We start from the raw sequence: 24,611 nt of genomic DNA on the forward strand, positions 1-24,611 counted from the left end.
CCCAACATGGGGAGGGAGAGGGCTGCGAGGCCAATCCTTTCGTGACGCGCTCGATCAGGGCAGGTTTTTATCAACGCTTAATCGTTTAAGACTTGCCCTGCCTGAATGAGTTCGGTAGAGTTCCCTGATTCCGTTTAAAAAGAAAAACAAGCATGCAATCGCGATTCGTCCATCTGCGCGTCCATACTGAATTTTCCATGATTGATGGCCTGGTGCGTATCAAGCCTTTAATGAAAGCTGTGGTTGAGCGCGGCATGAACGCCGTGGCTGTGACGGACTACTGCAATCTATTTGCGGCCGTGAAAGTGTTTACCACGGCCATCAGTCAGGGGATTAAACCCATTATCGGCAGCGATTTGCCCTGTTATGATCCGGAAAATCCCGAGCAATTGTTCTCGTTACTTTTGCTCTGCCAGAATGAAACAGGCTATCGTAACCTGACCTGCCTGGTCTCCAAGGCTTATCAGGAAGGCCAATACCAGGGGCAGCCGCGGGTACAGACTAAGTGGCTTGGCGAGTTTGCTGATGGTTTAATTGCCTTGTCGGGCGGACGTGCCGGCGCCATTGGTAAAGCCTTGTTGCTTGGTGATGAAGACGCGGCCGTTTCACTGGCGAAAACCTATGCCGAATGCTTCCCCAATCGCTTTTACCTTGAAATCCAGCGCACGGGCCGGCCGGATGAAGCCTTGTACAATGAACGCCTTGTCAAATTGGCGGAAGCACTGAGCCTGCCCCTGGTTGCCACCAATGACGTCCGTTTCTTAAACAAAGATGATTTCGAAGCTCATGAGGCGCGGGTGTGCATCCATGACGGGTTTACCTTAGCGGATCCCAGACGCCGCCAGGAATACCACGCCGATCAATACCTGCGTTCGGCCGATGAAATGGCAGATCTTTTTAAAGACCTGCCCCAGGCCATTGAAAACACCGTGCTTATCAGTCAGCGTTGCACCGTGAAGCTTGAGCTTGGGCATAATTACCTCCCGTCCTTTCCAATTCCAGCCGGCATGACCATTGAGGATTACCTGTCACAATTGTCGCGTCAGGGATTGGAGGAGCGTTTATTGCAGATTTTCAGGGGGCAACCGCCAGAGGTTCTCGCGGCGTCACGCGCGCCGTATGATCAACGCCTGGAAGTGGAACTGGATGTGATTAACCGCATGGGATTTCCCGGTTATTTTCTGATTGTGGCTGATTTTATCCAGTGGGCCAAGCAAAACGGGGTGCCCGTGGGGCCCGGCCGTGGCTCAGGTGCCGGATCACTGGTGGCTTATGCTTTGAAAATTACCGACCTGGATCCTTTGCTGTATGAACTGCTGTTTGAGCGGTTTTTGAATCCCGAGCGGGTATCGATGCCTGATTTTGACATCGACTTCTGCATGGAAGGCCGTGATCGGGTCATTGAGTATGTCGCCCAGAAATACGGCCGGCAAAGCGTTTCCCAGATCATTACCTTTGGTACCATGGCTGCCAAAGCCGTGGTCAGGGATGTGGGCCGCGTTTTGGGCCATCCCTATGGTTTTGTTGATAAAATAGCCAAATTAATTCCCTTTGAAATTGGCATCACCTTAAGCAAAGCGCTTGAGGATGAGGAGGAACTCCGCCGCCGTTATGAAGACGAAGAAGACGTCAAGGAACTGATTGATCTGGCCTTAAAGCTCGAGGGCATTACCCGTAATGCCGGTAAACATGCCGGGGGGGTGGTCATCGCTCCCTCGAAGCTGACGGATTTTACCGCCATTTACTGCGAACAGGGGTCAACGCAGATTGTCAGTCAGTTTGACAAGGATGACGTAGAGGCGGTTGGGCTGGTTAAGTTTGACTTCCTTGGCCTTCGCACCCTGACCATCATTGACTGGGCCCTGGCCACTGTCAATCATCAATACCAGCGCGAGAGCCGAGCCGCGGTGGACATTGCCTTAATTCCCACAGACGATGCCAAAACCTTTGATTTATTGAAAGCCTGCCAGACGACTGCGGTATTCCAGTTGGAATCCCGCGGCATGAAAGAGTTAATTCATCGCTTGCAGCCAGATTGTTTTGAAGACATCATCGCACTCGTGGCGTTGTTTCGCCCCGGCCCCTTGCAATCGGGCATGGTGGATGATTTTATCGATCGCAAACATGGCCGCGCCAAAGTCGAATACCCGCACCCCGATCTGGAGGCCATCCTGAAACCGACCTATGGGGTGATCCTGTACCAGGAACAGGTCATGCAAATTGCACAGGTATTGGCCAATTATACCCTGGGCGGCGCGGATCTCCTGCGTCGGGCCATGGGCAAGAAAAAACCAGAAGAAATGGCGAAGCAGCGGGCTATTTTTATTGAAGGCGCAACCGGCCGCGGCGTGAATGAAGACACGGCGGCTCATATTTTTGATTTGATGGAAAAATTTGCCGGCTACGGGTTTAACAAATCGCACTCGGCTGCCTATGCCCTGGTTGCTTATCAAACTGCCTGGCTGAAGGCGCATTACCCTGCCGCCTTTATGGCGGCAGTCATGTCCTCTGACATGGACAACACCGACAAAGTGGTGACGTTTATTGACGAATGCGCCCAGATGCATCTCAAGGTCCTGCCGCCTTCGATTAATCAGTCCAGTTATCCGTTCACGGTCACCAATGATCGATGCATACTTTTTGGTCTGGGGGCGATAAAAGGGGTAGGGGAATCGGCCATTACCGTCATTGTAGAAGAACGAAAGCAGGGCGGGCCCTATACCGGTTTATTTAATTTCTGCCAACGCCTCGATTTGCGCAAGGTAAATCGCCGCGTGCTTGAAGCCCTGATTAAAAGCGGCGCGCTCGATGACTTTGGTGTGGAGCGTGCTGTTTTGTTTGCCTCGCTTGAAAAAGCACTAAAAGTTGCTGAAAAGAAACAGCACAATCAAACCAGCGGGCAAACGGATTTGTTTTCATTGATGGATAATGACGAGGTTGAAGAAGATTACGTTCATTTTAACCCCTGGGCTGAGTTGACCCGGCTTGAAGGAGAAAAAGAAACCCTCGGTTTTTATCTCACTGGCCATCCTGTTGATCAATACGCCCGCGAATTCAAAGGCGTGGTCACGCCCCTTGTGCAATTAAATCCCTCCACCAGTAAAAAAGCCTGGATCTGTGGATTAGTCACCGGAATACGCCGCATTTTGACCAAGCGAGGCAAAAAATTGACTATTCTGGCCCTTGAGGACGCCTTGAAGAAACTGGACGTCGTCGTTTTCTCTGAGGTGTATGAGGCCTTGTCCAGCGAAGTACAAAGTGGGCAAATGGTGGTGATTGAGGGAGAAATCAGTCATGATGATTACAGCGGCGGCGTTAAAATGACTGCCAATCAGGTGTTGTCAATTGACGAAGCGCGTACCCGCTTCGCGCGTAGCCTGATGGTGTCGATAACATCGGACGATAAGCCGCTTGTTCCCACACTGCAATCCTTGCTCAAAGCCAACAAGGGTCACTGTGCTGTTCAAATCCAGTATCGAAATAACCAGGCCACGGCCACGTTAAGTTTGGCGGCCGAATGGCAAACCAGACCCAGCGATGCCTTGCTGAAATCATTAAGCGATTTGCTGGGAGAAAACAAGGTATGGATGAATTATTAACGACCCAGGCACAGGTCAGTGATTAAAAAAATTTCCCAGCCGTTTGGCGGCTGCGCGTTGTTCAAGTCGCTCCGGCGAGGGGGTGTTTTCTGGCTTAAACCGGGCGGCTGGGTAAGAAGCAGGCTTGAACAGCGGCTCTGCCCTGGCCAATACACTACCCAGTTCCTCTTCCAGTTTTAAATGCGGGTAGGTGGTTTTATAAAACTGCGCTGAACAATCGAGGCCATTCAGCAACGCCTGATGGAATTGTGATATGGGTCCGCGCAATGCGGCTAAATGATCCAGCACAGGCCCTATGGCAGCCTGTTTGACTAATTGTTTAAGGGTTTGCTCCAGTGAATCAAGCGACTTAAGCATCGCTTTTTGCAGTTCGCAGGCTTTTTGCAGGCTTAAGTAAAATCGCTTGTAAGGGGTTTTCCCAAGCGAATGGGCTTCACGGTAGCTCTTCGCCTGATGCTGATACCGGCTCGCGATACGCAAGAGAGAATGCAGCAGTTCACCCAATAAATAAAGCAATTGGCTTAAATCGTCATTGCCTAAGGCAAACGCCAGGCGCTCCAAATTAATGGTTTGCGAATAATGAGGGCCTACACCCAGAAGCTGCAATAAAATGGGCTCCAGGCCCAGAAGTCTGGACAGGGCATTCTGCAGATCGAGGCGGTATTGCAAAGTCAATTCAAGTAGTCGGCCACGGTGTTCGAGGGGTTCCTGCGACAGTAACACCGCGTCCTCGTCGAGCAGCAAGTCGTTAATGATGGCTTGCGATGCACGAAGAGTATCTGCTGCACTGGCGAGCAGGGTGTCAAGTTCAATGGGTTGCTGGTGGGTCATGCCGTTTACCTTGTCTTCTCACGGTCAGTGTACCATAAAGTGCGGTCCTTGATGGTGAGTGGAAATTTTTCTTTTTTTGCGGGGAGGCATAGGCTAACATGATCCTATCTTGTTAAGGGATTGGGATTATGATTAATTTTTGCCGAAAAATGATTCTTCTTGCACTTTTGCTATCGTTTGCCGGCGCGCTGGCGGCCAAGGAAAAGGATCAACTGTATTATCGTAATTTCTGGCATCCGGATTACCGCGGCGCCCGCCTCGATTATTGCACCATGGATGGCAGCCAATGCGGCATGGCGGTGGCGAACCGTTATTGCAAAACCATGGGGTATCTTCGTGCGAATCAGGCAATAAAAGCCAATAACCTCGGAGTCACCAAATACATCGACAGCCGCGGGCGTTGTCAGGGGTGGCTGTGCAACGGCTTTAAGACCATACGCTGTGTTGGCGTCTCGCAAAAGAAGCCCAAATTTTATCATTACAGCATGAGGCGTTTTGTTTATCCCCGTTATGATAATTTCCGCATTGATTGGTGTTATGACGGCGAAAAAGGCTGTGGACGCCGGGTAGCCCAATCGTTTTGCCGCCGTATGGGATTTTTACAGACTAAAAAATTTACCATTGAGCGCTGCGTGCCGGCCACCAAGGCCCTGGGAAATCAAAAATTATGCTTTGGCCCTCAATGCAATGGCTTCAGTGAAATTACCTGTTCCCGTTAAGGCAGGAGGGCTTGTTTAATTTATGACACAATGAAAAATATACGTCATTTATTTGACAGCCTGAGGCATACTAACCGATACTCAACTAATAACGGTTTCGACTTAAGGATAAGTGTATGAGTGAAAATGAGACTGTCCTGGTCATTGATGATCACCCGGAGCGCCGCAATAAACTGAGTGTTATTGTTGAGTTTATTGGTAAAAACGTCACGGTGGCAGGGTATCAGGATGCCAAAACATTGGCATTGGACCATGTGCTGGCAGTCATTATTGCCGCAGACCCTCGCTCTGACGCCTGCCTGGCCATTGTTCATTCTCTGATTAAGTCTTCTCCTCATCTCCCTTTGATCTTAATCGATTACCCGCAGGAGCCCGGTGAATCCCTGCCAAGAAACATTACCGCGATGCTTAATTTCCCCTTTACGTATGCGCAGATGCTTGAAGCCTTGCACAAGTGTCAGATTGTTCGTGATCGCGCTGCAGAGGATTCCTCGACTAAACAGGCGCATTCGCCTTTATTTCGCAGCCTTGTCGGCAACAGCGAGTCAATCCGCCAGGTTCGCAAACTCATTGAACAGGTTGCTGGTACCGAAGCCAGTGTGCTGGTTCTGGGTGAGTCTGGGACGGGAAAGGAAGTGGTCGCCCGCAACATTCATGCCTTATCGTCCCGAGCAGGAAAACCCTTCATCCCCATCAATTGCGGCGCAATTCCCAGTGAATTGTTGGAAAGCGAATTGTTTGGTCACGAAAAAGGTGCTTTCACTGGTGCCATCACCTCCCGACAAGGCCGTTTTGAGTTGGCCAATGGCGGGACCCTGTTTCTCGATGAAATTGGGGATATGCCCCTCGCCATGCAGGTGAAACTATTAAGGGTTTTGCAGGAGCGATGCTTTGAGCGGGTCGGCAGTAACCGCAGCATCGATGTTAATGTCAGAATCATTGCTGCGACCCACCGCAACCTGGATGCCGCGATCCAGGAAGGAAAATTTCGCGAAGATCTTTATTATCGCCTGAACGTCTTCCCCATTGATATGCCGCCCTTGCGTGCTCGAAAAGAAGACATCCCGCTGTTGCTGAATGAGTTAATTTCCCGAGTTGAAGGTGAAAATCGGCCTGGAGTAAGGCTTTTACCCGCCGCACTCGATACCTTAAGCCATTATCAATGGCCAGGTAATGTACGTGAGCTTGCCAACCTGGTTGAACGCCTGACCATCCTTTACCCCAACGGCATCGTTGATCGTGACGACTTGCCGCGCCGCTTCAGGATGGATGAGCCGACCGAACACGGCATTCTTGGAACGGAGCGTGAAACCCTGCTCGGCATGGTTTCACAGGACCAATCAGGCAATGACGGCATTGATTTAAAAGAACATCTGGTGAAAACAGAACTGGCCATTATCAGCCAGGCCCTGGATGAGTCGGATTGGGTTGTGGCACACGCCGCCAGTTACCTGAACATGCGTCGCACCACACTGGTTGAAAAAATGCGTAAATACGGGTTAATCCGACCAGAACGGGCTTCCTCCTCCTGATTGCCTGACGTACAGGAAATCCAGGGCATAAATCAGGCTATTCTCCTTTCGGCGGTTCTACAGGGTCAGCACCCTGTACTGGGGGTTTTGTTTTTTTAGGCGCAGGTGTTACGGGTTCAGTCGTTTTTGCCTTACCCACCACCACCTCATTGTCAGCAGCCGGTTTGGATTGCTGTTCTTCGGCGGCTTCCCCTTCTTCACGCTTTTTTTTGTAGTCGTCAATGATTTCGCTGACGCTTTGTTTCACGTCTTTGAATAATTTTGAAGCAATTGACGTCATTTCTTTAAAATCAGGTAATTTTGATTTGAAATCGCTCATAATCTGCTCCGTGCATGCCATTGTTATTAGTTAATTATATACCCATTTGAAAAGACAGGTTTGTTTCTCAGGCAAAGGGGTGCAACAGTTGAGCGGCAGGGCGTAAAATTCGCTCGACCAATGACGGCTTGTGGTGCGAGGCAATTTTAAAGACCTTGTAATCTTCCATTTTACTCATCAGGTACTCGTCACTGGTTTTAAGGCTGTCCACCAGACGCAGATCAAAGGCGTCTTTTGCCAGCCAATGCTCTCCTGTGGCTACTTTGTCGATGTCCAGTTGCTGGCGGTTTTGCAGTACGTAATCACGAAAGGCGTGATGAATTTCTTCCAAATCCTCCTGGAATTTCTGCCGGCCTTTTTCCGTGTTTTCACCAAACATGGTTAATGTGCGTTTGTATTCGCCTGCGGTGATCATTTCAAAATCGATGTTATGTTTTTTCAACCAGCGGTTAAAATTGGGTAATTGACCGACAACCCCAATTGAACCAATGATTGCAAAGGGGGCGGCAATGATTCGGTTGGCGACGCAGGCCATTAAATACCCGCCGCTGGCTGCCATTTTATCGATGGCTACGGTCAGTGTGATGTTTTTATCGCGGATCCGCTGCAATTGCGACGCAGCAAGCCCATAGCCATTAACCACCCCGCCAGGGCTTTCCAGACGAAGGAGTACTTCATCGTCTTCACCGGCAACACTTAATACGGCATTGACGGCTTCCCGCAATGACTCGGTTTGGGATGCCTTGATGTCACCATGAAAATCCAGAACAAACAGGGTGGGCTTGTCTTTGCTGCTGAGTTTGTCTTTCTTCTTTTGGCGGGATTTTTTTTCCTTGATATCCTTGATTTCGTGGTTCATGTGCCGCTTTAGCGCATTAAATTCTTTGTTCAGGGAGACAATCTCAAGCTTAGGCCGTTTACTGCGTCCAAGGGCCATTAGTCCAGCCGTCACCAGTAAAATGGCAATCACCAGGGTGATGCTTTTGAGAAGAAATAAACCGTAGTCAGATAAAAATTCCATCGCTTAGCCTTTTAATAGGATGAAAAAACAGAATTATCACTGGGGAAATGCTTCGGTGCAAGTTTGTTATAGGAATACTTGCGGCAAGACGCAATTCCCGCTAGTCTGCCGTTTTAGGTATTAAGGCTTCGTTATGCTTGAAGTGATTAATCTAGCCTATGATTACGATGACCACCCCGTCTTAAGCGGCGTGCAATGGACGCTCGCTCAAGGGGAATTATTGCATCTTCGCGGCGGCAATGGCGCAGGTAAAACGACACTCTTGCGTCTGTTAGCAGGCCTTACCCAGCCGATAAGCGGAGAAATCCGTTTTAAAGGGCATCCTGTCGAAGAAACTAAAACCGCCTACCAGCAGGCCCTCTGTTATGTGGGCCACAAACCGGGTTTGAGCGCCGCGCTAACCGTGAGCGAAAATTGCCGGTTTGACTCCCATTGGCCGCGCTCCCGTGTGCCCCTTGATGCGTTACTTGCAACACACGGTTTGCAGCATTTAGCGGATCAGCCCTGTGCGCATTTGTCCGCTGGCCAGCGGCGCCGTGTCAGTCTGTTACGTCTGGCCATGACCGACGCACCGGTGTGGCTGCTTGATGAACCTCTGGTCGCGCTGGACGAGGACGCCATTGCGTTGCTGGTTAATTTAATGAACACCCATCTGCAACAAGAGGGAATGATTGTTCTGACTTCTCATCAGGAGTTGCCGTCTTTCCTGAAAAAGACTCAGGAGTACTGTCTGTGACGACTGGCATGCGGCTTTTTAAGAGGCAATTTCACCGGGAATTGCTGGTGCATCTGCGCCAGCCGCGTACCTTGTTGCATGCCACCCTTTTTTTTCTGATGATTACCGTTTTTTTTCCGCTGACGGTGACGCCTGAACCCCAGCTTCTACAGCAATTGGCACCGGGGTTGATTTGGACGGCCATGTTACTGTCCTTCCTGCTTGCTTCAGAGAAATTCTTTCAGCAGGATTATGAGGACGGAGTCATCGAGCAATGGTTAATTTCTTCTCAGGATTTGCCTGTTATTGTCACCGCCAAAGTAAGTGTCCATTGGCTTCTTCAGTTAATTCCCATGCTGATGTTATGTCCGTTACTGGCGATGTTGTTTTCGCTTAACCCCTCAGAAGCAGCCGTGCTTGCCTTAAGCCTGATTGCCGGCACGCCCGCGATTATTTTTCTCTGTGCGCTGGCTGCAGCATTCAGCACGGGACTTGAGCAGAGGGGGGTATTGATTGCCCTTATTCTGTTACCATTCGCTCTTCCAGTCATGATTTTTGGCAGCGCGTCCCTGCAGGCGGCCATTCATGGCATGAACGTCAGCGGTTACCTGGCTTTACTACTGGCCTTCTCGCTTCTGGCCATTCTTTTTCTGCCCTTTGCCATCAGCGCCATTCTTCGCATTACGCTAAGCGATTAGCGCCCCGGCGTTGAAATCCACGCCTTAATACAGCCTTAAGTTTATTTTGATATAGTTCATTGACTAAAAAATCAACACTTTGATCTAATTGAGTTGGACTAGATATGTTATTGCAGCGTGTTTTAGAACGAATCAGTGAATTGGAAAAAATCAGGCAGGTCCTTAAGGAAGAGAAAAAAATACTTGACGCCCACCGTGCTCATTTACTTGCGGGCGTGAGCCCTGTCTCGTTAACGGCGTTCGAGGCGTATCGCCAACAGCAACTGATTTTTATTAAAAGGGAATCAGCCCTTGAGCAGGAATACGCTTCCCTGCAGATAATGGCTCAGGTATTAAATCCCAGCCCCCCTGCGTTTGAGCGTTTAATCATTGGTGCGGGTGTTGCAGGAACACTGCTTTTTCAAGAGTTTTCGCCTGCTTTTCGTTCCCAAAATGCCGCTCGACCGGATTTACCCAATATTCTGGTTCTTAATGATCCCAATAATCTAAATACCTGGCCAAAAGAAGGCTCAAGGGTTATGGGGCAGCCAGCCAGGGTGCAAACGCCGACCGGTTTTTCTTACCACTCGACTGATTTTGATTTAAAGAACGGGGAAGACCCGACAAATCCTTATAATTATGTGTTGGCGAACGATTTTCATCGTGCGCTGGTGGCCACTCAGGTTGATCTCGAAATGCCGATTTTGCAGGCAGAGGCAAAGGCCATTGAAAAACGGGAAGAGCATACTGACCGTTGGGTATGCGGCGATTATGAATACCGTTTGAGGGTTCTTTGTAAATTCGAAGAGAAAACCGAGGAAGTGTGCTTATACACGCATTACGTTGACATTTGTGCTGGATTAGGCTCTTCCCGTAAACTGACCGACTCTCAAATTGCCCCGGCCCTCGCAGAAAAACTCGTTAAGACACAAACCCTGATTTATGCTCAGGATGGCGATGTGAATCTGGAAGGCGAGGTGCTTTTATACGGCGGCTCAGCCATTAACGCGGCCTGGGCTACTGAACTCCTTGAGCGTTCAGAAGAAAAAGACAACGTAAAAATCAAAAAGCTCGTTTCACGGAACCGTAAAGGCCTGGATGACATCAGCACTTTAAGCCGTTTCATCAGCGAAGCCTGCGAAAACCGCCTTGAACTCGCGGTGGGCGAATTGGCCAATGTGCGGGAATTGGATGACGGGCGTCTGGCTGTTTCATTTAAGGCCAGAGAATCCGGTCCTTACGAGGGGTTAAAAGAGGACGAGGAAATTATCTGTGATAAGCTGGTCGTGGCTATCGGCCAGGTCAATCCTGGAATTACTGACGGTTTAAGCCAGTTCAAGCAATGCATTTATAAAACCCATTTAGACACGCCTCCCATTCCACTCGGAACCTATTCGCAGGATCATCGTATTTTTGTCTGGGGGGCTGCGGGAACGCTGGGTATTGGTTTGGCGAGTGGAGAAAGAGAACGCTTTGTCAAACAGATACAGGATCATGCCAACAGTTTCCCTTACGAGTCCATGGCCTTGGGCGGAATCTTTCGTGTCTCCTGGGTTATCCCCCAGATGTGCAGGCACCTTGGAAAACTCGGGTTGTTTCCCATGACGCCAGGGTATGATTCAAGGCGATTGCTGTGTCCTGATATTAACCAGGCCACCATTGAAGATCTGGAAGCATTAATCGCCAGCGACAATCCTGTTATTCGCCGCAAGGGTGCCGAAGAGATCATTAAATTGCGTTGCGCAGTCATGCCAAACCACAATAAAGACGCGCCCGGTATCCAAAGCATGGCGCAATTGCAAACCATTCTTCCCCCTGAATTGCTCGTCCATATTCGTCGCGTTTACTTTCCTTTTGCCCCTGAGGCCGGGCTTCCAAAGCCAACCACAGGCAAGATCAAGCTGTCTGGTAATCGCCACGGCTTATTTACTCCGCCCATACCGCCGGTGGATCAATTCGATGAGTCGATTTCCCAATTGAATGCCCTGATGGATGAGTCAGATATTCAATTGCCAGTCATTGATTTGCCGCGGGCTCCGGATGGCGAGAAAGAAATAGAAACGCTCATTGATATTCTGGATCAAAGCCAGCGGGTATTCAGTTAATTAGGAAAATCGGTCGAATTTATTCCAATCAGCGAATGGATTAGGTAAATTAGGCGGCTAAACGCCTTCAGGAGAAGTTTTTGGATTTTACAACGCTGCCATACGCAGACAGAACAGCCATTGCGGAATTGCAAGTATTCATCAGCGAACTGGAAAGCCATACCTGTGAAGGCAAGCTGATTTACACATTGAATGAGTCACAGCAAGGCCGGTTGCTCACGCTGATTAAAGCAATCAGTCTGTCTCTGTTAATTAAGCTGGCGATGGAAGACAACCACGTCAATGCCTTGTGCAGACACCCTGTTTTGGAACCTCACTGGAACGAGCGATGGCGGCTAAGCGGCCGTAATCCGCATGAAATGGCGATAAAAAATAATCAACCGGTGCATGAATACCTGCCGCAACCCACCATCCCAACTTTCCAGCTGCTGCAGGGCATTTTTCTCTACAGCCAATACAGAACCAACAGTGATGCCGCCATGCTTCATTTGTATGAAGCCGCAGAGGCCGGTTATTTTCCTGCATTAAGCGTGTTAACCAATCACTGCCTGACGCAACCGGATCTACATCATAAAGCACTGAATTATGCCGCCTTGGCCGCTAATTATTACTGGACCCCGGGCTACCTGCTTTTAGCCGTGACTGAACTTAAGCTGGAACAGTATGACAAGGCGCTGCTTCATTTGATTATTGCTGAGAAGCTCCTGCCTTATTCAGACACCATGATTAACAATGCCTACCAGGGGCAGTCTCTGGCGGTCATTGCCCAGCCACTGATGCCGTCTCTGGATGCCCATAACTGGATGGAAGCAAAAATAAAGCTTGCCCAGCTAGGTCATCTTCCCCTGAACATGGTGACCAGCCGCCTGTATGCGCAAGCGGATCGTGTAGTTGAGGAGATCAAGGCAATCTTGACCCCCATGCCGGAGGAGCCAGAAAAAACCAAAACGGACAATTCCCTGGGTCCTCGTTTTAGCTAAACGAAGGCATTGGTTGTCCCTCCTTGCCATTGCATGATAAAATCTGCCTTTTTTGAGTCCTGCTTAAATCCCTTATGTGGAAATTTCTCTACCAACTGGCGTCGCCCAGAAATTTTTACCAGCTGACGCAACGCTGGCTTCCTGTATTGGGAGGGAGTGTGTTGCTGACCTTGCTGCCGGGCCTTGTCTGGGGGCTTTTTTTCGCACCGCCTGATTACCAGCAGGGGGATGCATTCCGCATCATTTATATTCATGTTCCAGCGGCTTTTTTATCCATGTCCCTGTACGCCTGGATGGCTTTTCTCGCCGTGCTGCTTCTTGTCTGGCGGATTAAGCTTGCCGGGTTAATGCTCTCGGTGGTGGCGCAGCTCGGTGCGGTAATGGCCTTTTTAGCCTTAGCCACTGGCAGTATCTGGGGAAAACCCATGTGGGGCGCGTGGTGGGTATGGGATGCACGGTTGACTTCCGAACTTATTCTCCTGCTGCTTTATATCGCTATTCTGGCCATTCGGTCGGCTTTCAGTGATTCCGAGCGCGGCGATCGGGTGATTGCCATTCTGACACTGGTGGGACTCGTGGATCTGCCCATTATTCACTATTCGGTTTACTGGTGGAACACCCTGCACCAGGGATCGACCCTGTCGGTGTTTGCCAAGCCTAAAATTGCAGCGCCGATGCTATATCCCTTGCTGCTTTCCTTGCTTGGTTTCACCCTGTATGCGTTATGGATTATTCTGCATAAAGCCCGCAATGAACTGTTGCTGCGTGAACGGCGCCAGCAATGGGTGAGAGAGTTGGTGGAGGAAAGACAATGAACTGGTTGGCAATGGGGAAGTATGCCATGTATATCTGGCCGGCTTATGGTTTGGTCTGCGGGGTTTTAGCGCTGTTGCTGCTGGATATCAAACGGCAGCAGAAACGAACACGCAGTAAACTGAATCAATGGTTCAGGCGGCAATGACCATGCATCCTGTCCGTCAACGAAAATTGATTTTAATTTTAAGTCTGCTCGCTGGATTGACTCTGGTGACGGCGCTTATCATGTATGCTTTGCGCCAGAATATCAGTTTGTTTTATACCCCTTCGCAAATGGCTGAGGGCAAGGTAACCCAGGGGCAAAAGGTACGGATTGGCGGCATGGTGGTCAAAGGCAGCATTGTTCGCGGAAGCCAGGATTTGACAGTCCGCTTTAAACTCACTGATTTTAACAACGAAATAGAAGTCAGCTACCGGGGTATATTACCGGATCTGTTTCGCGAAGGGCAGGGGATCGTGGCCTTAGGCCAGGTGCTTGATGAGGGCCATTTTAATGCCGCGGAAGTGCTCGCCAAACACGATGCCAATTACATGCCGCCAGAAGTCAAAGCCGCCTTGGCTGCTCAGGGGAAAAAATGACAGCAGAACTGGGTTTATTTTCGTTAGTGCTCGCGTTGCTGTTTGCGGTGTTGCTGGCAACCATTCCAACCGTTGGCCTGCTGCGCGCCAGAGCGGGCTGGATTGCGACAGCACCCGCATTGGCAGCGGGGCAATTTATGTTTATCAGTTTAGCCTACCTTGCCTTGACCGTCTGCTTTTTGCGTGATGATTTTACGGTAATCTATGTCTTGAGCAATTCCAGCGTGAATTTACCCTGGTTTTACAAACTCTGCGCCGTCTGGGGAGGGCATGAGGGGTCCATGCTGCTTTGGGTTGCCATCCTCAGTTTGTGGATGATGGGTGTCAGTTTTTTCAGCAAGAACCTAGATGAAGCCCTCCGCACCCGTGTGCTGGTTGTCCTGGGACTCATCAGTATTGGTTTTATTTTATTCCTATTAAGTACGTCCAATCCGTTTGCGCGTCAATTCCAGGTGCTCAATACGCAGGGACGGGATTTAAATCCCTTGCTGCAGGATCCAGGCTTTCTGTTTCATCCCCCGATGCTGTACATGGGCTATGTTGGTTTTTCGGTGGCGTTTGCTTTTGCGATTGCGGCCCTATGGCTTGGCCGGGTTGAATCTTCCTGGGCAAAATGGACAAGACCCTGGACACTGGCGGCCTGGTGTTGTCTAACCACGGGCATTACTCTTGGAAGCTGGTGGGCTTACCGCGAGTTAGGCTGGGGCGGCTGGTGGTTCTGGGATCCGGTCGAAAACGCCTCCTTCATGCCCTGGCTGGTGGGTACCGCGCTGATTCATTCCCTGGCGGTCAGCGAAAAGCGACAGCAATTCATTGCCTGGACATTATTATTGTCCATTACTGCTTTTTCGCTAAGCCTCGTGGGAACATTTCTCGTTCGCTCGGGTGTGCTAACCTCTGTCCATGCCTTTGCCGTGGATCCACAGCGGGGCCTCTTTATTTTGTGCTTTCTGCTGACGGTTATTGGTGGCTCGCTGCTGTTGTTCGCGCTTCGTGCGCCGGGCCTTACGCGGCGGAACAATCCCGCCTTGATTTCAAAAGAAAGCGCCTTGCTTTTAAACAATGTTTTTCTTGCCGTTATCATGTTAACCGTATTGATGGGAACGATTTATCCCTTGTTAATTGACGGCCTTGGACTTGGCAAGTTATCGGTGGGGGCGCCGTATTTCAATACGGTATTCGTTCCTCTGATGATTCCTTTGCTGCTGCTGATGGGATTAGGCATTCATTTACGATGGCAAAAAGACACTCTTCCAGCGGTTCTAAACCGTCTGAAGAGTGTCTTTGGCATCAGTGTCCTTATTCCCCTTGCGATCCTCCTGTTCATTGAACAGCCCATGAATGGTTACAGCCTGCTTGGGCTTATACTGGCTGTGTGGATCGTGCTGAGTACCGGCAAACTGGTTTACCTCCGGGGGCGGGAGCGAGGGTTTAACACCCTGGGTCAGGCGTTTTGGGGAATGGTGCTTGCTCACGTCGGTGTGGCTGCCGCGGTTATTGGTGTGGCCATTTCCAGCGGCTATGGCATTCAGGATGATGTCAAACTGGCGCCCGGTAATGAAGCGATGATTGCCGGCTACCGCATTCGGTTCATCAGTGAACAACCTTTGCAGGGGCCTAATTATCAAGGAACGCGTGCCCGCTTTGAAATCAGCCGCGGATCGCAGGTGCATGTGATTTATCCTGAAAAACGCATGTATACCATCGGCCAAATGGCAATGACGGAATCAGCCATCGACGTCAATCCTTTCCGCGACATTTACGTGGCTCTGGGGGAGCCTGTGGATGAAACGGCTTGGTCTGTGCGCCTGTATTTTAAACCCTTTATCCGTTGGATCTGGAGTGGGGGCTTTCTGATTTTAGCCGGTGGTTTGCTTGCCTTATCCGATCGCCGTTATTACCGGCAGCAAAAAACCGTCCCAGCCCATTTAGGAGTGAGTCAGTCATGACACGACTAATCAACTGGCGTTTATTGCCCTTTTTCATTTTTGTGGTCTTGGTTTTGTTTTTCTGGCGGGGACTGTCCCTTGACCCTCAAAAGCTCCCTTCCAGCAAGCTTGGTCATCCGCTGCCTGTTTTTAAACTGCCTGTACTGGGTCACGAAAGCAAGACCATGACATCCGATCGCTTAAGAGGGCAGGTGAGTTTATTGAATGTCTGGGCCAGCTGGTGTGCTGCCTGTGTTGAAGAGCAGGTTTTTCTGCTGCAGTTGGCCAAAGAGGGGATCCCACTGTATGGCCTGAATTACAAGGACAATAGTGACAATGCGTTAAAATGGCTGGCGGAATGGGGAAATCCCTACCGTCTGATTGCCGAGGACGCCAAAGGCCGAGTAGCCATCGATTTAGGGGTTTATGGCGCACCGGAAACCTTTCTTATTGATAACAAGGGCATCATTCGATATCGCCATGCCGGCATTCTGGATGAAGCAACTTGGAAAAAAGAATTTCTGCCCCGCATTAACCAATTGAAAAGACAATCATGAAGAAAGGGCTGGCCTACATTCTGATACTCATGCTCTGTTCGTTGGGTGCGGCCCAGGCGAACAGTTTTTATCCTTTGGATTCTCCCCGAAAGGAAGCGCAATTTAATCACTTATTGAAGGAATTGCGTTGCCTGGTCTGCCAAAATCAGGATTTGGCCGATTCCAATGCTGATTTGGCGAAGGATTTACGCGGGCAGGTGTATGATCTTGTGAGGGAAGGGAAGAGCGACAGTGAAATCATTCAATACCTGACTGACCGTTATGGCGATTTTATCCTGTTTAATCCCCCGGTCAAGGCGGTCACCGTGCTGTTGTGGTTTGGTCCCATTCTGTTTCTGGCATTGGGGTTACTGGTTTTTTGGCGGACAGGTTTAAAGCAGGTTGCACATGAATGAGAAATGGCTTTTATTGGCTTTTGGTGCGTTGATTCTTTCAGCCCTGCTGCTGCTTTTCTTTAGTCTCCGGCAGACAAAAGGCACGCTGATTGTCCTTGTTCCCCTTTTTATTGCAAGTGCCTGTGTCGGCTACTGGTATTGGGGAAGCTGGCAGGCCTTAAACGATTATTCACGGCAGCAGGCTCGTATGCAGGACGTGAAGAAAGTGCTCGCGACGATTAAGGACCCCCAGGATTTAATTGTCCGTTTGCGGCAGCGTTTGGACGATACGCCAGCGAGTTCGCGCGGATGGTACTTATTGGGCAGGCTTTACCTCAGTCAAAATGAATTACAGCAGGCCAAGATGGCTTTTAAAAAAGCCATTACTCTTGATTCTGACAATGACACGGCGAGAATCAGTTACATCCAGGTTCTGTTATTGCTCAATCACCAACAGTTTAATGAGGAGATGACGGCGCAGTTGCATCAGTTGTTGAAAAAAAATCCGCAACAACCGGATGCCCTGGCCATGCTTGCTGCCAAAGCGTATCAGGAAAAGGAGTTCAGTGAGGCGATCGTTTACTGGCAACAACTGCTTAAAATGGTTCCAGGTAATTCGGAGACAGCACAGGGCCTGCGCAAAGCCATTGCTAAAGCACAACAACAGTTATAGAGTGGTAGTTCCCATTTATTTGCTATTCATAGTCTAGTATGTAGGGTTAATGGTCGAACGTTTTCAAGGAGGAAACATGACAAACCGTGTTTATCAAATTGTTGAATTAGTGGGTACCTCAGAAGAAGGCATTGAGGAAGCAATCAATAATGCCATCGCTCAGGCGGCAAAAGTTCATGGCAAACTGGACTGGTATGAAGTACTTCAAACCCGCGGTTTTATCGAAGGCAGTGAAAGCAAATACTACCAGGTTCATTTGAAAATAGGCTGCCACGCGCATTAATTGCCCTTCGGTGTCATGGAACCATGGATTCCCGCCTTCGCGGGAAGGACAGCTCGGGAACGCAATGCCATTCCCTGCCGCCTGCTTCCTTTCCCGCCATCCCACATTCTTCCCGCCACCTCCCGTATCCTTCCCGTCATCCTCTGCGCAGGTGGGGCTCCATGCCGTTCAGGTGGTATGAAACAGGATAATTACGTGGTGGGAGGGCCGATTCCAGGGTTATTTTCTGTCACTGCAGGTTAACAGGTGAATAAACGTCCATTTCATCCTGTTTCGCTTTTTTGATTGTCGATGAGTTGATTTTAAACAGACACAGGTTAGCCAGGCGGGGCACCTTCTCTTTGCTACCCAGTAATTCACGGCGATAAAATTCGGTAGCCTCAATGGCTTGTTTAGCACCCTCAGGATTGCTGCCAGGTCCTGTTAAATTAAAGCGTTGGGGGGTATGGGCGCCATCCAGCAAGATGTGTCGAAAGCCTGGATCATAAGCTTTTATGTCAGGCAAAATACCGATTTTCTTAGCCAGCGAATTTAAAAATTCAATCTCATCGCGTTTAGTCGGCGTTTCTTTTATTTCCTTAAATAGTGTTTCTTCACTGGGTAACGGACACCTGCCGCTGAATACCCCGCACGCCAGCCGTGCCTGTAAGTCCACAATCGGAAAGACCGCACCACGTGCGCCTTCGTACATGCCGATGACCGCGAGATTAGGAGATAACATCGTGTCTTCGTAGGGGTTGGGAAGGTGCCTTAAATGTTCGGGAAGAAAGGGCAATTGACGCTGATACCCGGTGCAAAAAATCACATGATCGAATTCATAAAACTGGCCATTGGTGAGTTTCATGCCCTTCTCGGTAAAAGAGTCAATCTCACCTTTCGCAAAAACGATTTTTTCTTCGCGGCATCGCTTAAAATAGTCTTCAACAATGGTAAATTTCATGGGCGATGCGTTCGTCATTTGCCACTCAGCAAAGTCCTGTTGTTCCTGACAATGTGCATGTAAGAACGTCACTTCTTCCTCAGGCGATTTAGGCGTTTGGCTGTTGGCGTAGGTTTTTAATAAATCCCGGGGTAACCAGGGCCCCTGATGTTCAGGATCAGCAGAGCGGTATCGTTTAACGCACCAATGCTCCTGGCGAAAATGATGGGTTGTCAATGCGGCCACGGGTGCTAATTCTTCGGCTATGGCTGTACCGCTGAATGAATTACCGACCACCAGCACTTTTTTTCCGGCAAAGGGTTTAGGACCCTGATAATCGGCACTGTGGCTCATCTTGTGTCGAACGGTTTCCAGTCCTTTAAATGGGGGGATAAACGGGTGGGAAAATTTACTGCTGGCTACGATAACGGCATCAAATATTTTTTCCTGGCACGCAAGAGAATCGTTCTGTTGCCAGCGAACCAGCCATTGATTGTCCTTAGGTTTGATTTCTATAACCTTCGATTCAAACCGCACACAGGGTAGGAGCTTAAATTCTTTCGCATACGCTGATAAATAAGCATAATGTTGCTCAGTGGTAGGAAAATCCGGGGTATTGGAGGGCCATGGAAAATCAGAGAACGCGCCTGTATAGCGAGAAATGTTACTCTTCATGCCAGGCCAGGCTGTGCCTTGTTGATGGGCGGCGTGCTGTGCCTCGCCCCAGACACCGCCAATCCCTCCGGACATTTCAAAGGCAGTCGGGCTCAGTCCTTCTGCCAGTGCTGCCTTGATGGAAGTCAGGCCGGAGGGGCCTGCACCAATAATTGCTATTTCCTTTCCCATTTGTCCTCAACTCATTAAGTGGGGGTAAAGGCGTTATAGGGTTCTATTGACCCCACCTGCTGTGTCAATACCACTGCTTCACTGGGAACCTCTTTTTGCGGTTTATAAAACGTGGCATGCCTGGCATCTGACAGTGAAGGCACTTCAACCTTGCCATTTTGGCGCGTGGGGCTTAATTGTTGCAGACCTGCTGTTAATTGCTTAATGCGGGCAGACGATTCCACCAACTCGTTGCACACCACGGAGAAAGGGTAATAAGCATAACGGCATTTTTTACCCTGGTAGGGTGTGGGCGAGGAAATGGAATCCCGGGTGGTTGGGATGACGGCATTTTGATTTATCCAGGTTTTGAGGGAATTGTAATCCGTGATTTTGGTCGATCCTGGAACTGTCCGCCACTGATCATTGTCGAGGTATTCTTTTACCAGCAGAACAGGGCGTTCGATTTCCATGTGTGGAAATAGCTCGTCTTCAAGCGTCAGAGGCGTCTTGTGCTCGAGCGCTTTTGCAATGCCGGATAAATTTTCAGCCAAGTGGTAATGGCGTTCGAGTTCTGCCTTCAGTTTCTCTGCCTGTTCATGGAAACGCACCAGGCGCTCGGCCTGCTTCAATTGGTCTGGATCAATACCCTTCGCTTCTTGCAATAAGGACGTTGTGTTGCCGATATCCAACGATTCCAGTTTTACATCGCCCATTTCCTGTTTCAGATCATCCACATCGACGGATTGCGGGCTGTTATCGCTAGCGGGAGCACGGTCAGGGGTGAGGTTAATCAAACCGAGCAGGTAGGTGCTGGCTGTGGCAAAGTAAGCAATCGGCTGGGAAAAATTTTCGCCCACGCCCTGCCACCCATCCAGGAATGCCGCGGCCAGCCCTTGAAAGAATACCTTGATCCCGTCGCCGATGGCTGTGGACAGGGCCCAAATGGCAAGGACAGGGACCAGGCCGGCACTGATTAACCAGAAGACAGGTGCAAACAGAACAGCAACAATCATGGCCAATGTGGAATTTAAACCCCACGCATTCAATACGGCGCTTGCAAGAGCAGGTGCCAGCACAACCCAAGCCAGGGCGGCAACAACATAACCCAATGCGACAAAAAGTTGAACCAGGGCGAACTTGAGTAATAAAACCAAAGGCCCGAGGAGTATGGCCGTTGTGTAGTTTAGAAACTCTAAAATCTTTTCCATGATTAGAAGCCTTAGCCAGAGTTATACAGCAGGCCTATCCTAACCCTGCGCGGTTGGTTAAGCAAGGGCATTGCTTTCATTCAGTACGTTCAGGAATTGAAGCCCATAGTGTTCGAGTTTGTATTGACCGACACCGGTAATATTGCGTAACTGCATTAAGGTAGATGGTTTTTTGTCCACCATTTCCTGAAGCGTCATGTCGCTGAAAATCATAAAAGGTGGTTTGTCTTCTTCCTGAGCGATGTCACGCCGCAATTGGCGTAATTTTTCAAAGAGAGGATCGTTAAACGCAGGGGTAGTCGTTGCTTTTTTACCGTGTTTCGGTGCGGGTAAATCCTTAGCCGGCAAGGTCATGGAAACCTGCTCTTCGCCTCGCAATACCGGAATGGCTTTTTGCGTAAGCCGCAGCACATTGAACTGGCTGATGTCCTGATAGCAATAGCCTTTGTGAATCAACTGCCAGGCGAGATGCTTCCAGTAATGCGCGGAACGGTCGCGGCCGATGCCATAGGTGGTTAGCTGGTCATGGCGAGCTTCTTTGATCTTGTCCGATGTGCCTCCCCGCAGGACCTCAATGGTATAGCTCATACCATAACTCTGACGCAGGCGGTAAATACAGGATAACAGCTTTTGCGATTCTTCAGTGGCGTCTTCCACGCGCGGAGGACTATCACAGACATCACAGTAATTGCAGGCCGCCGGCGTATTTTCATCAAAGTAATTTAAAAGAATCTGCCGGCGGCAATGGGCTGCCTCGGCAAAAGCGAGCATGTGATTAAGCTTGGCTGTGTCAACGCGCTGCTGATCGTCGTTGTCGGAGGCGGCAATCCAGGCACGAAGCCGTGCGCTGTCCGCCGGATCAAACAGCAGCAAGGCCTGGGCGGGTAAGCCGTCCCGGCCGGCACGGCCGGTTTCCTGGTAGTAACTTTCAATGCTTTTGGGCAGGTCATAATGGATGACAAAGCGTACATTGGGTTTATCAATGCCCATGCCAAAGGCGATGGTGGCTACCACGATATCTATCTCATCATGCCTGAACAGCGATTGCACCTGGCGGCGTTCCTCATGGCTTAAACCGGCGTGGTAGGCGCGCGCTCGCAATCCTTCGTCTTTCAGCTTTTCAGCCAGACGCTCAACGCCATTGCGGGTACTGCAGTAAATGATCCCGGCCTTTTCCGGTTGAGTATCGAGAAATTGCAGCAATTGCCGACCAGGATTATTCTTTAGAAGGACTCGATAATGAATATTGGGGCGATTAAAGGAGGCCACGTAACCGGTGGGATGGTAATTAAGCCTGGCAATGATGTCATTACGAGTCTGCTGATCGGCCGTAGCGGTCAGAGCAATAACGGGCACATGGGGAAAATGGGTTTTCAGCAGGCCAAGGGCACGGTATTCGGGACGAAAATCATGCCCCCACTGCGAAATGCAATGGGCTTCATCAATGGCAAACAGGGCCAGATCACACTGTTGCAGGCGCTCAAGAAAGGACGGGTGGACCAGACGCTCCGGTGCGATATAAAGTAAATCAAGCGCTTCGTGATGCAATTGCGACAGAACTTGTTTGGCTTCTTCCGAGGACAGCGATGAATTGTAATACGCTGCACGCACGCCCTGCGCTTTAAGTGCGGCGACCTGATCCTCCATCAAGGCAATCAGGGGCGATACAACGATGGCAACTCCGCGGCGAACCAGCGCGGGGATCTGATAACATAAGGATTTGCCGCCGCCTGTCGGCATCAGCACCAGTAAGTCCTTACCCTGAATGAGGTCGTCAATGATGGTTTTCTGCAAGCCTCTAAAGCTGTCGAAGCCAAAATATTTTTTTAAAGCCAGCGCAGCATCGTCAGCCTGTGGAGCGAACTTAGGACTCGTTTCCATGTGATTTTTTTTCTTTTTTTATTTCATGAACGCTAAAAGTTGGCATAATATCATTTTTTAGAAAGGCCTCCACCATTAAAAATTACGCAATGATGGCGGTTTGGGAAAGACTAAGGATGGGTTATGGATTTTCAATTGACAGACGAACATGTGGCCTTCCGTAACATGGCCGCTGAGTTTGCCCGCAACAGGTTAGCGCCCAACGCCGCCGCCTGGGATGAGCAGGATTATTTTCCGGTTGAAACCCTGCGGGAAGCGGCTGCACTGGGCATGGCAGGAATGGTTGCTGCGGAAGACATTGGCGGGGCAGGTTTAAACCGACTGGATGCCGCTTTGATTTTTGAGCAGCTTGCCATGGGCTGTGTCACCACCAGTGCTTTTCTCTCCATCCATAACATGGTTACAACCGCCATAGACCGGTATGCGACCGAACCGCTGAGAAGCACCTGGGGTAAGCGCCTGACTGCCATGGAGGTGGTGGCCAGTTACTGCCTGACGGAGCCTGAATCAGGTTCCGATGCTGCGTCGTTAAGAACCCGTGCGGTTAAAGACGGCGATCATTACATTCTTAATGGCGCCAAGGCATTTATCTCTGGCGGCAGTGTCAGTGACATTTACCTGTGCATGGTCAGAACCGGTGACTCAACCCATCATGGCATTTCCTGCTTTCTGGTTGAAAAAGACACGCCTGGTTTAAGTTTTGGTAAACTCGAAAAGAAAATGGGATGGCGAAACCAGCCAACCTGCATGGTTTATTTTGAAAATTGCCGTGTCCCTGCCAGTCATCTTGTGGGTGAGGAAGGCATGGGGTTTAAAATCGCGCTCAATGCCCTAAACGGCGGCCGGGTCAACATTGCCGCCTGCTCGCTGGGCGGAGCGGCCGCTTGCCTGCGGCAGACACGCAATTACATGAATGAGCGTCGGCAATTTGATAAAAAGCTCACGCAGTTTCAGGCACTGCGTTTTTATTTTGCCGACATGCTGACTGACTTTGAAGCGGCAAGGTTGATGGTGTATCGTGCAGCGGATGCACTGGACAAAAAAGAGGAACACGCACCCATGTACTGTGCCATGGCGAAACGCATGGCGACGGATGCGGCCTTTCATATCAGCGACAAGGCCATGCAGATTCATGGCGGTTATGGCTATCTGCATGACTATCAGATTGAACGCATCTTTCGTGATTTACGTGTTCACCAAATCCTTGAAGGCACCAATGAAATCATGCGGGAAATCATCGCGAAGTCCACTCTGGACGAAGACTATTCAATCGAATAACAGGAGTTATCATGAATGTAATTGAACAATCATTAGACAGCGACGGTATTCTTACCCTGACGCTTAACCGCCCAGAAAAGCTCAATGCGCTGAGCCAGGACGTGTTATTCCTGTTGTCAGATCTGGTGGCTGATGCCAAAAACAATCCAAAGGTAAAAGCGCTGCTGATTACTGGCAATGGCAAGGCCTTTTGTGCGGGAGCCGACATTTCGCGGCTGGCAGAATGCCAGGCTGAAAGTGGTTATCAATTTGCCTGTGATGGTCAGGCTGTATTCAGGCAGTTGGAAACCCTCGGAAAACCCTCGCTTGCCGCTGTCAATGGCTTTGCCTTTGGCGGAGGATGTGAGCTCGCGATTTCAGCCACGTTGCGCATTGCCTCGTCAGCCGCCAGGTTCGGCCAGCCGGAAGTGAAGCTGGGAGTGATCCCCGGTTATGGGGGTACTCAACGGCTGGCTCGCTTAATCGGGAAGGGACGTGCCCTTGATTTATGTTTAACCGGCCGTTTTATCGATGCCGAGACGGCATTGCAATGGGGTTTAGTCAGCGCGGTCACGGAGCCTCACCAATTGTTGGACGAAGGGCGGCAAATCCTGAGAGGCATACTCGGCATGGCCCCTCTGGCTATCCGAAGCGTCATGGAGGTCATTGATCACGGCTACGATTTACCGCTCAGCGAAGCGCTGCATCTTGAGGCGGTGCATTTTTCAAAAGTGTGTGCCAGCGAGGATAAAACAGAAGGGGTTAATGCCTTTTTGAACAAACGCCAACCCGAATTCAAAGGGGAATAGC

24 protein-coding genes are annotated in these 24,611 nt (G+C 50.1%); 18 read left to right on the forward strand and 6 right to left on the reverse strand.

Annotation, left to right across the window (positions count from 1 at the left end):
* Positions 1–152: 152 nt before the first annotated feature.
* A complete protein-coding gene (dnaE, locus tag DYE45_RS06110; protein WP_115300609.1) occupies positions 153–3,599 on the forward strand; it encodes a DNA polymerase III subunit alpha in 3,447 nt (1,148 codons plus the stop codon).
* A gap of 15 nt (positions 3,600–3,614) precedes the next feature.
* Here the strand turns inward: dnaE and DYE45_RS06115 are convergent, their stop codons facing one another.
* Complete coding sequence (locus tag DYE45_RS06115; protein WP_108293665.1) at positions 3,615–4,430, reverse strand: hypothetical protein; 816 nt, start codon at positions 4,428–4,430, stop codon at positions 3,615–3,617.
* Positions 4,431–4,558: 128 nt separating this feature from the next.
* Here DYE45_RS06115 and DYE45_RS06120 point away from each other — a divergent pair, with 128 nt between their 5' ends.
* Entirely contained in the window at positions 4,559–5,149 is a 591-nt protein-coding gene (locus DYE45_RS06120; RefSeq protein ID WP_108293667.1) for a hypothetical protein, read from the forward strand.
* A gap of 116 nt (positions 5,150–5,265) precedes the next feature.
* Positions 5,266–6,681 carry a sigma-54 dependent transcriptional regulator gene (locus tag DYE45_RS06125; protein WP_108293669.1) on the forward strand — a complete coding sequence of 472 codons (1,416 nt, stop codon included), beginning with the start codon at positions 5,266–5,268 and terminating at the stop codon, positions 6,679–6,681.
* Positions 6,682–6,718: 37 nt separating this feature from the next.
* Here DYE45_RS06125 and DYE45_RS06130 read toward each other — a convergent pair whose 3' ends face one another.
* Together DYE45_RS06130 and sohB are read right to left on the reverse strand one after the other, a co-directional pair.
* Positions 6,719–7,000 (reverse strand): hypothetical protein, encoded by a 282-nt coding sequence (locus DYE45_RS06130; protein ID WP_108293671.1) that lies wholly within the window; start codon positions 6,998–7,000, stop codon positions 6,719–6,721.
* A gap of 67 nt (positions 7,001–7,067) precedes the next feature.
* A complete protein-coding gene (gene sohB, locus DYE45_RS06135) occupies positions 7,068–8,021 on the reverse strand; it encodes a protease SohB (RefSeq protein WP_108293673.1) in 954 nt (317 codons plus the stop codon).
* Between the two features lie 133 nt (positions 8,022–8,154).
* On the opposite strand from sohB, the gene ccmA reads away from it, so the two are divergent.
* The 13 genes from ccmA (at position 8,155) to DYE45_RS14580 (ending at position 17,951) form a co-directional block, all read left to right on the forward strand.
* Positions 8,155–8,757 (forward strand): cytochrome c biogenesis heme-transporting ATPase CcmA, encoded by a 603-nt coding sequence (gene ccmA, locus DYE45_RS06140; RefSeq protein ID WP_108293675.1) that lies wholly within the window; start codon positions 8,155–8,157, stop codon positions 8,755–8,757.
* Complete coding sequence (ccmB, locus tag DYE45_RS06145) at positions 8,754–9,434, forward strand: heme exporter protein CcmB (RefSeq protein WP_108293677.1); 681 nt, start codon at positions 8,754–8,756, stop codon at positions 9,432–9,434. Before ccmA ends, ccmB begins: the two co-directional genes overlap by 4 nt.
* A 104-nt stretch (positions 9,435–9,538) precedes the next feature.
* A complete protein-coding gene (locus tag DYE45_RS06150) occupies positions 9,539–11,518 on the forward strand; it encodes a hypothetical protein (RefSeq protein WP_115300610.1) in 1,980 nt (659 codons plus the stop codon).
* A gap of 80 nt (positions 11,519–11,598) precedes the next feature.
* Positions 11,599–12,498, forward strand: a complete 900-nt coding sequence (locus DYE45_RS06155) for a DUF5630 domain-containing protein (protein WP_108295077.1) — start codon at positions 11,599–11,601, stop codon at positions 12,496–12,498.
* A 74-nt stretch (positions 12,499–12,572) separates the two neighbouring features.
* The gene (gene ccmC, locus DYE45_RS06160) at positions 12,573–13,313 is read left to right on the forward strand and encodes a heme ABC transporter permease CcmC (protein ID WP_108295075.1); all 741 of its coding nucleotides are present in this window, start codon (positions 12,573–12,575) and stop codon (positions 13,311–13,313) included.
* Positions 13,310–13,459, forward strand: a complete 150-nt coding sequence (gene ccmD / locus DYE45_RS06165) for a heme exporter protein CcmD (RefSeq protein ID WP_165481683.1) — start codon at positions 13,310–13,312, stop codon at positions 13,457–13,459. The genes ccmC and ccmD overlap by 4 nt, the downstream gene beginning before the upstream one ends.
* A 2-nt stretch (positions 13,460–13,461) precedes the next feature.
* The gene (gene ccmE, locus DYE45_RS06170; RefSeq protein ID WP_108295083.1) at positions 13,462–13,893 is read left to right on the forward strand and encodes a cytochrome c maturation protein CcmE; all 432 of its coding nucleotides are present in this window, start codon (positions 13,462–13,464) and stop codon (positions 13,891–13,893) included.
* Positions 13,890–15,842 carry a heme lyase CcmF/NrfE family subunit gene (locus DYE45_RS06175; RefSeq protein WP_108295073.1) on the forward strand — a complete coding sequence of 651 codons (1,953 nt, stop codon included), beginning with the start codon at positions 13,890–13,892 and terminating at the stop codon, positions 15,840–15,842. The genes ccmE and DYE45_RS06175 overlap by 4 nt, the downstream gene beginning before the upstream one ends.
* Positions 15,839–16,378: a DsbE family thiol:disulfide interchange protein gene (locus tag DYE45_RS06180; RefSeq protein ID WP_108295071.1), complete on the forward strand. Its 540-nt coding sequence runs from the start codon at positions 15,839–15,841 to the stop codon at positions 16,376–16,378. Before DYE45_RS06175 ends, DYE45_RS06180 begins: the two co-directional genes overlap by 4 nt.
* Positions 16,375–16,773: a cytochrome c-type biogenesis protein gene (locus tag DYE45_RS06185; RefSeq protein ID WP_108295069.1), complete on the forward strand. Its 399-nt coding sequence runs from the start codon at positions 16,375–16,377 to the stop codon at positions 16,771–16,773. Before DYE45_RS06180 ends, DYE45_RS06185 begins: the two co-directional genes overlap by 4 nt.
* Positions 16,766–17,425 carry a tetratricopeptide repeat protein gene (locus DYE45_RS06190; protein ID WP_115300611.1) on the forward strand — a complete coding sequence of 220 codons (660 nt, stop codon included), beginning with the start codon at positions 16,766–16,768 and terminating at the stop codon, positions 17,423–17,425. The genes DYE45_RS06185 and DYE45_RS06190 overlap by 8 nt, the downstream gene beginning before the upstream one ends.
* Before the next feature lie 76 nt (positions 17,426–17,501).
* Entirely contained in the window at positions 17,502–17,708 is a 207-nt protein-coding gene (locus tag DYE45_RS06195; protein ID WP_058532235.1) for a dodecin, read from the forward strand.
* Positions 17,709–17,723: 15 nt separating this feature from the next.
* Complete coding sequence (locus DYE45_RS14580) at positions 17,724–17,951, forward strand: hypothetical protein (protein ID WP_133138177.1); 228 nt, start codon at positions 17,724–17,726, stop codon at positions 17,949–17,951.
* Here the strand turns inward: DYE45_RS14580 and DYE45_RS06200 are convergent.
* From DYE45_RS06200 to recQ, 3 genes are read right to left on the reverse strand one after another with little or no spacing between them, the layout of a single operon-like run.
* Complete coding sequence (locus tag DYE45_RS06200) at positions 17,938–19,473, reverse strand: NAD(P)-binding domain-containing protein (protein WP_115300612.1); 1,536 nt, start codon at positions 19,471–19,473, stop codon at positions 17,938–17,940. The two genes, DYE45_RS14580 and DYE45_RS06200, sit on opposite strands and share 14 nt — an antisense overlap.
* Positions 19,474–19,487: 14 nt before the next feature.
* Positions 19,488–20,663: a sensor domain-containing protein gene (locus DYE45_RS06205; RefSeq protein ID WP_108295063.1), complete on the reverse strand. Its 1,176-nt coding sequence runs from the start codon at positions 20,661–20,663 to the stop codon at positions 19,488–19,490.
* A gap of 57 nt (positions 20,664–20,720) precedes the next feature.
* Positions 20,721–22,544, reverse strand: coding sequence for a DNA helicase RecQ (gene recQ, locus DYE45_RS06210; RefSeq protein ID WP_108295061.1), 1,824 nt, complete (start codon positions 22,542–22,544; stop codon positions 20,721–20,723).
* Positions 22,545–22,667: 123 nt separating this feature from the next.
* Between recQ and DYE45_RS06215 the strand changes: the two genes are divergently transcribed.
* A complete protein-coding gene (locus DYE45_RS06215; protein WP_108295059.1) occupies positions 22,668–23,822 on the forward strand; it encodes an acyl-CoA dehydrogenase family protein in 1,155 nt (384 codons plus the stop codon).
* A gap of 11 nt (positions 23,823–23,833) precedes the next feature.
* Positions 23,834–24,610 carry an enoyl-CoA hydratase/isomerase family protein gene (locus tag DYE45_RS06220; RefSeq protein ID WP_165481682.1) on the forward strand — a complete coding sequence of 259 codons (777 nt, stop codon included), beginning with the start codon at positions 23,834–23,836 and terminating at the stop codon, positions 24,608–24,610.
* Position 24,611: the final 1 nt, after the last annotated feature.

The sequence above is a fragment of the Legionella taurinensis genome, from assembly GCF_900452865.1.
Classification (GTDB): Bacteria; Pseudomonadota; Gammaproteobacteria; order Legionellales; family Legionellaceae; genus Legionella_C; species Legionella_C taurinensis.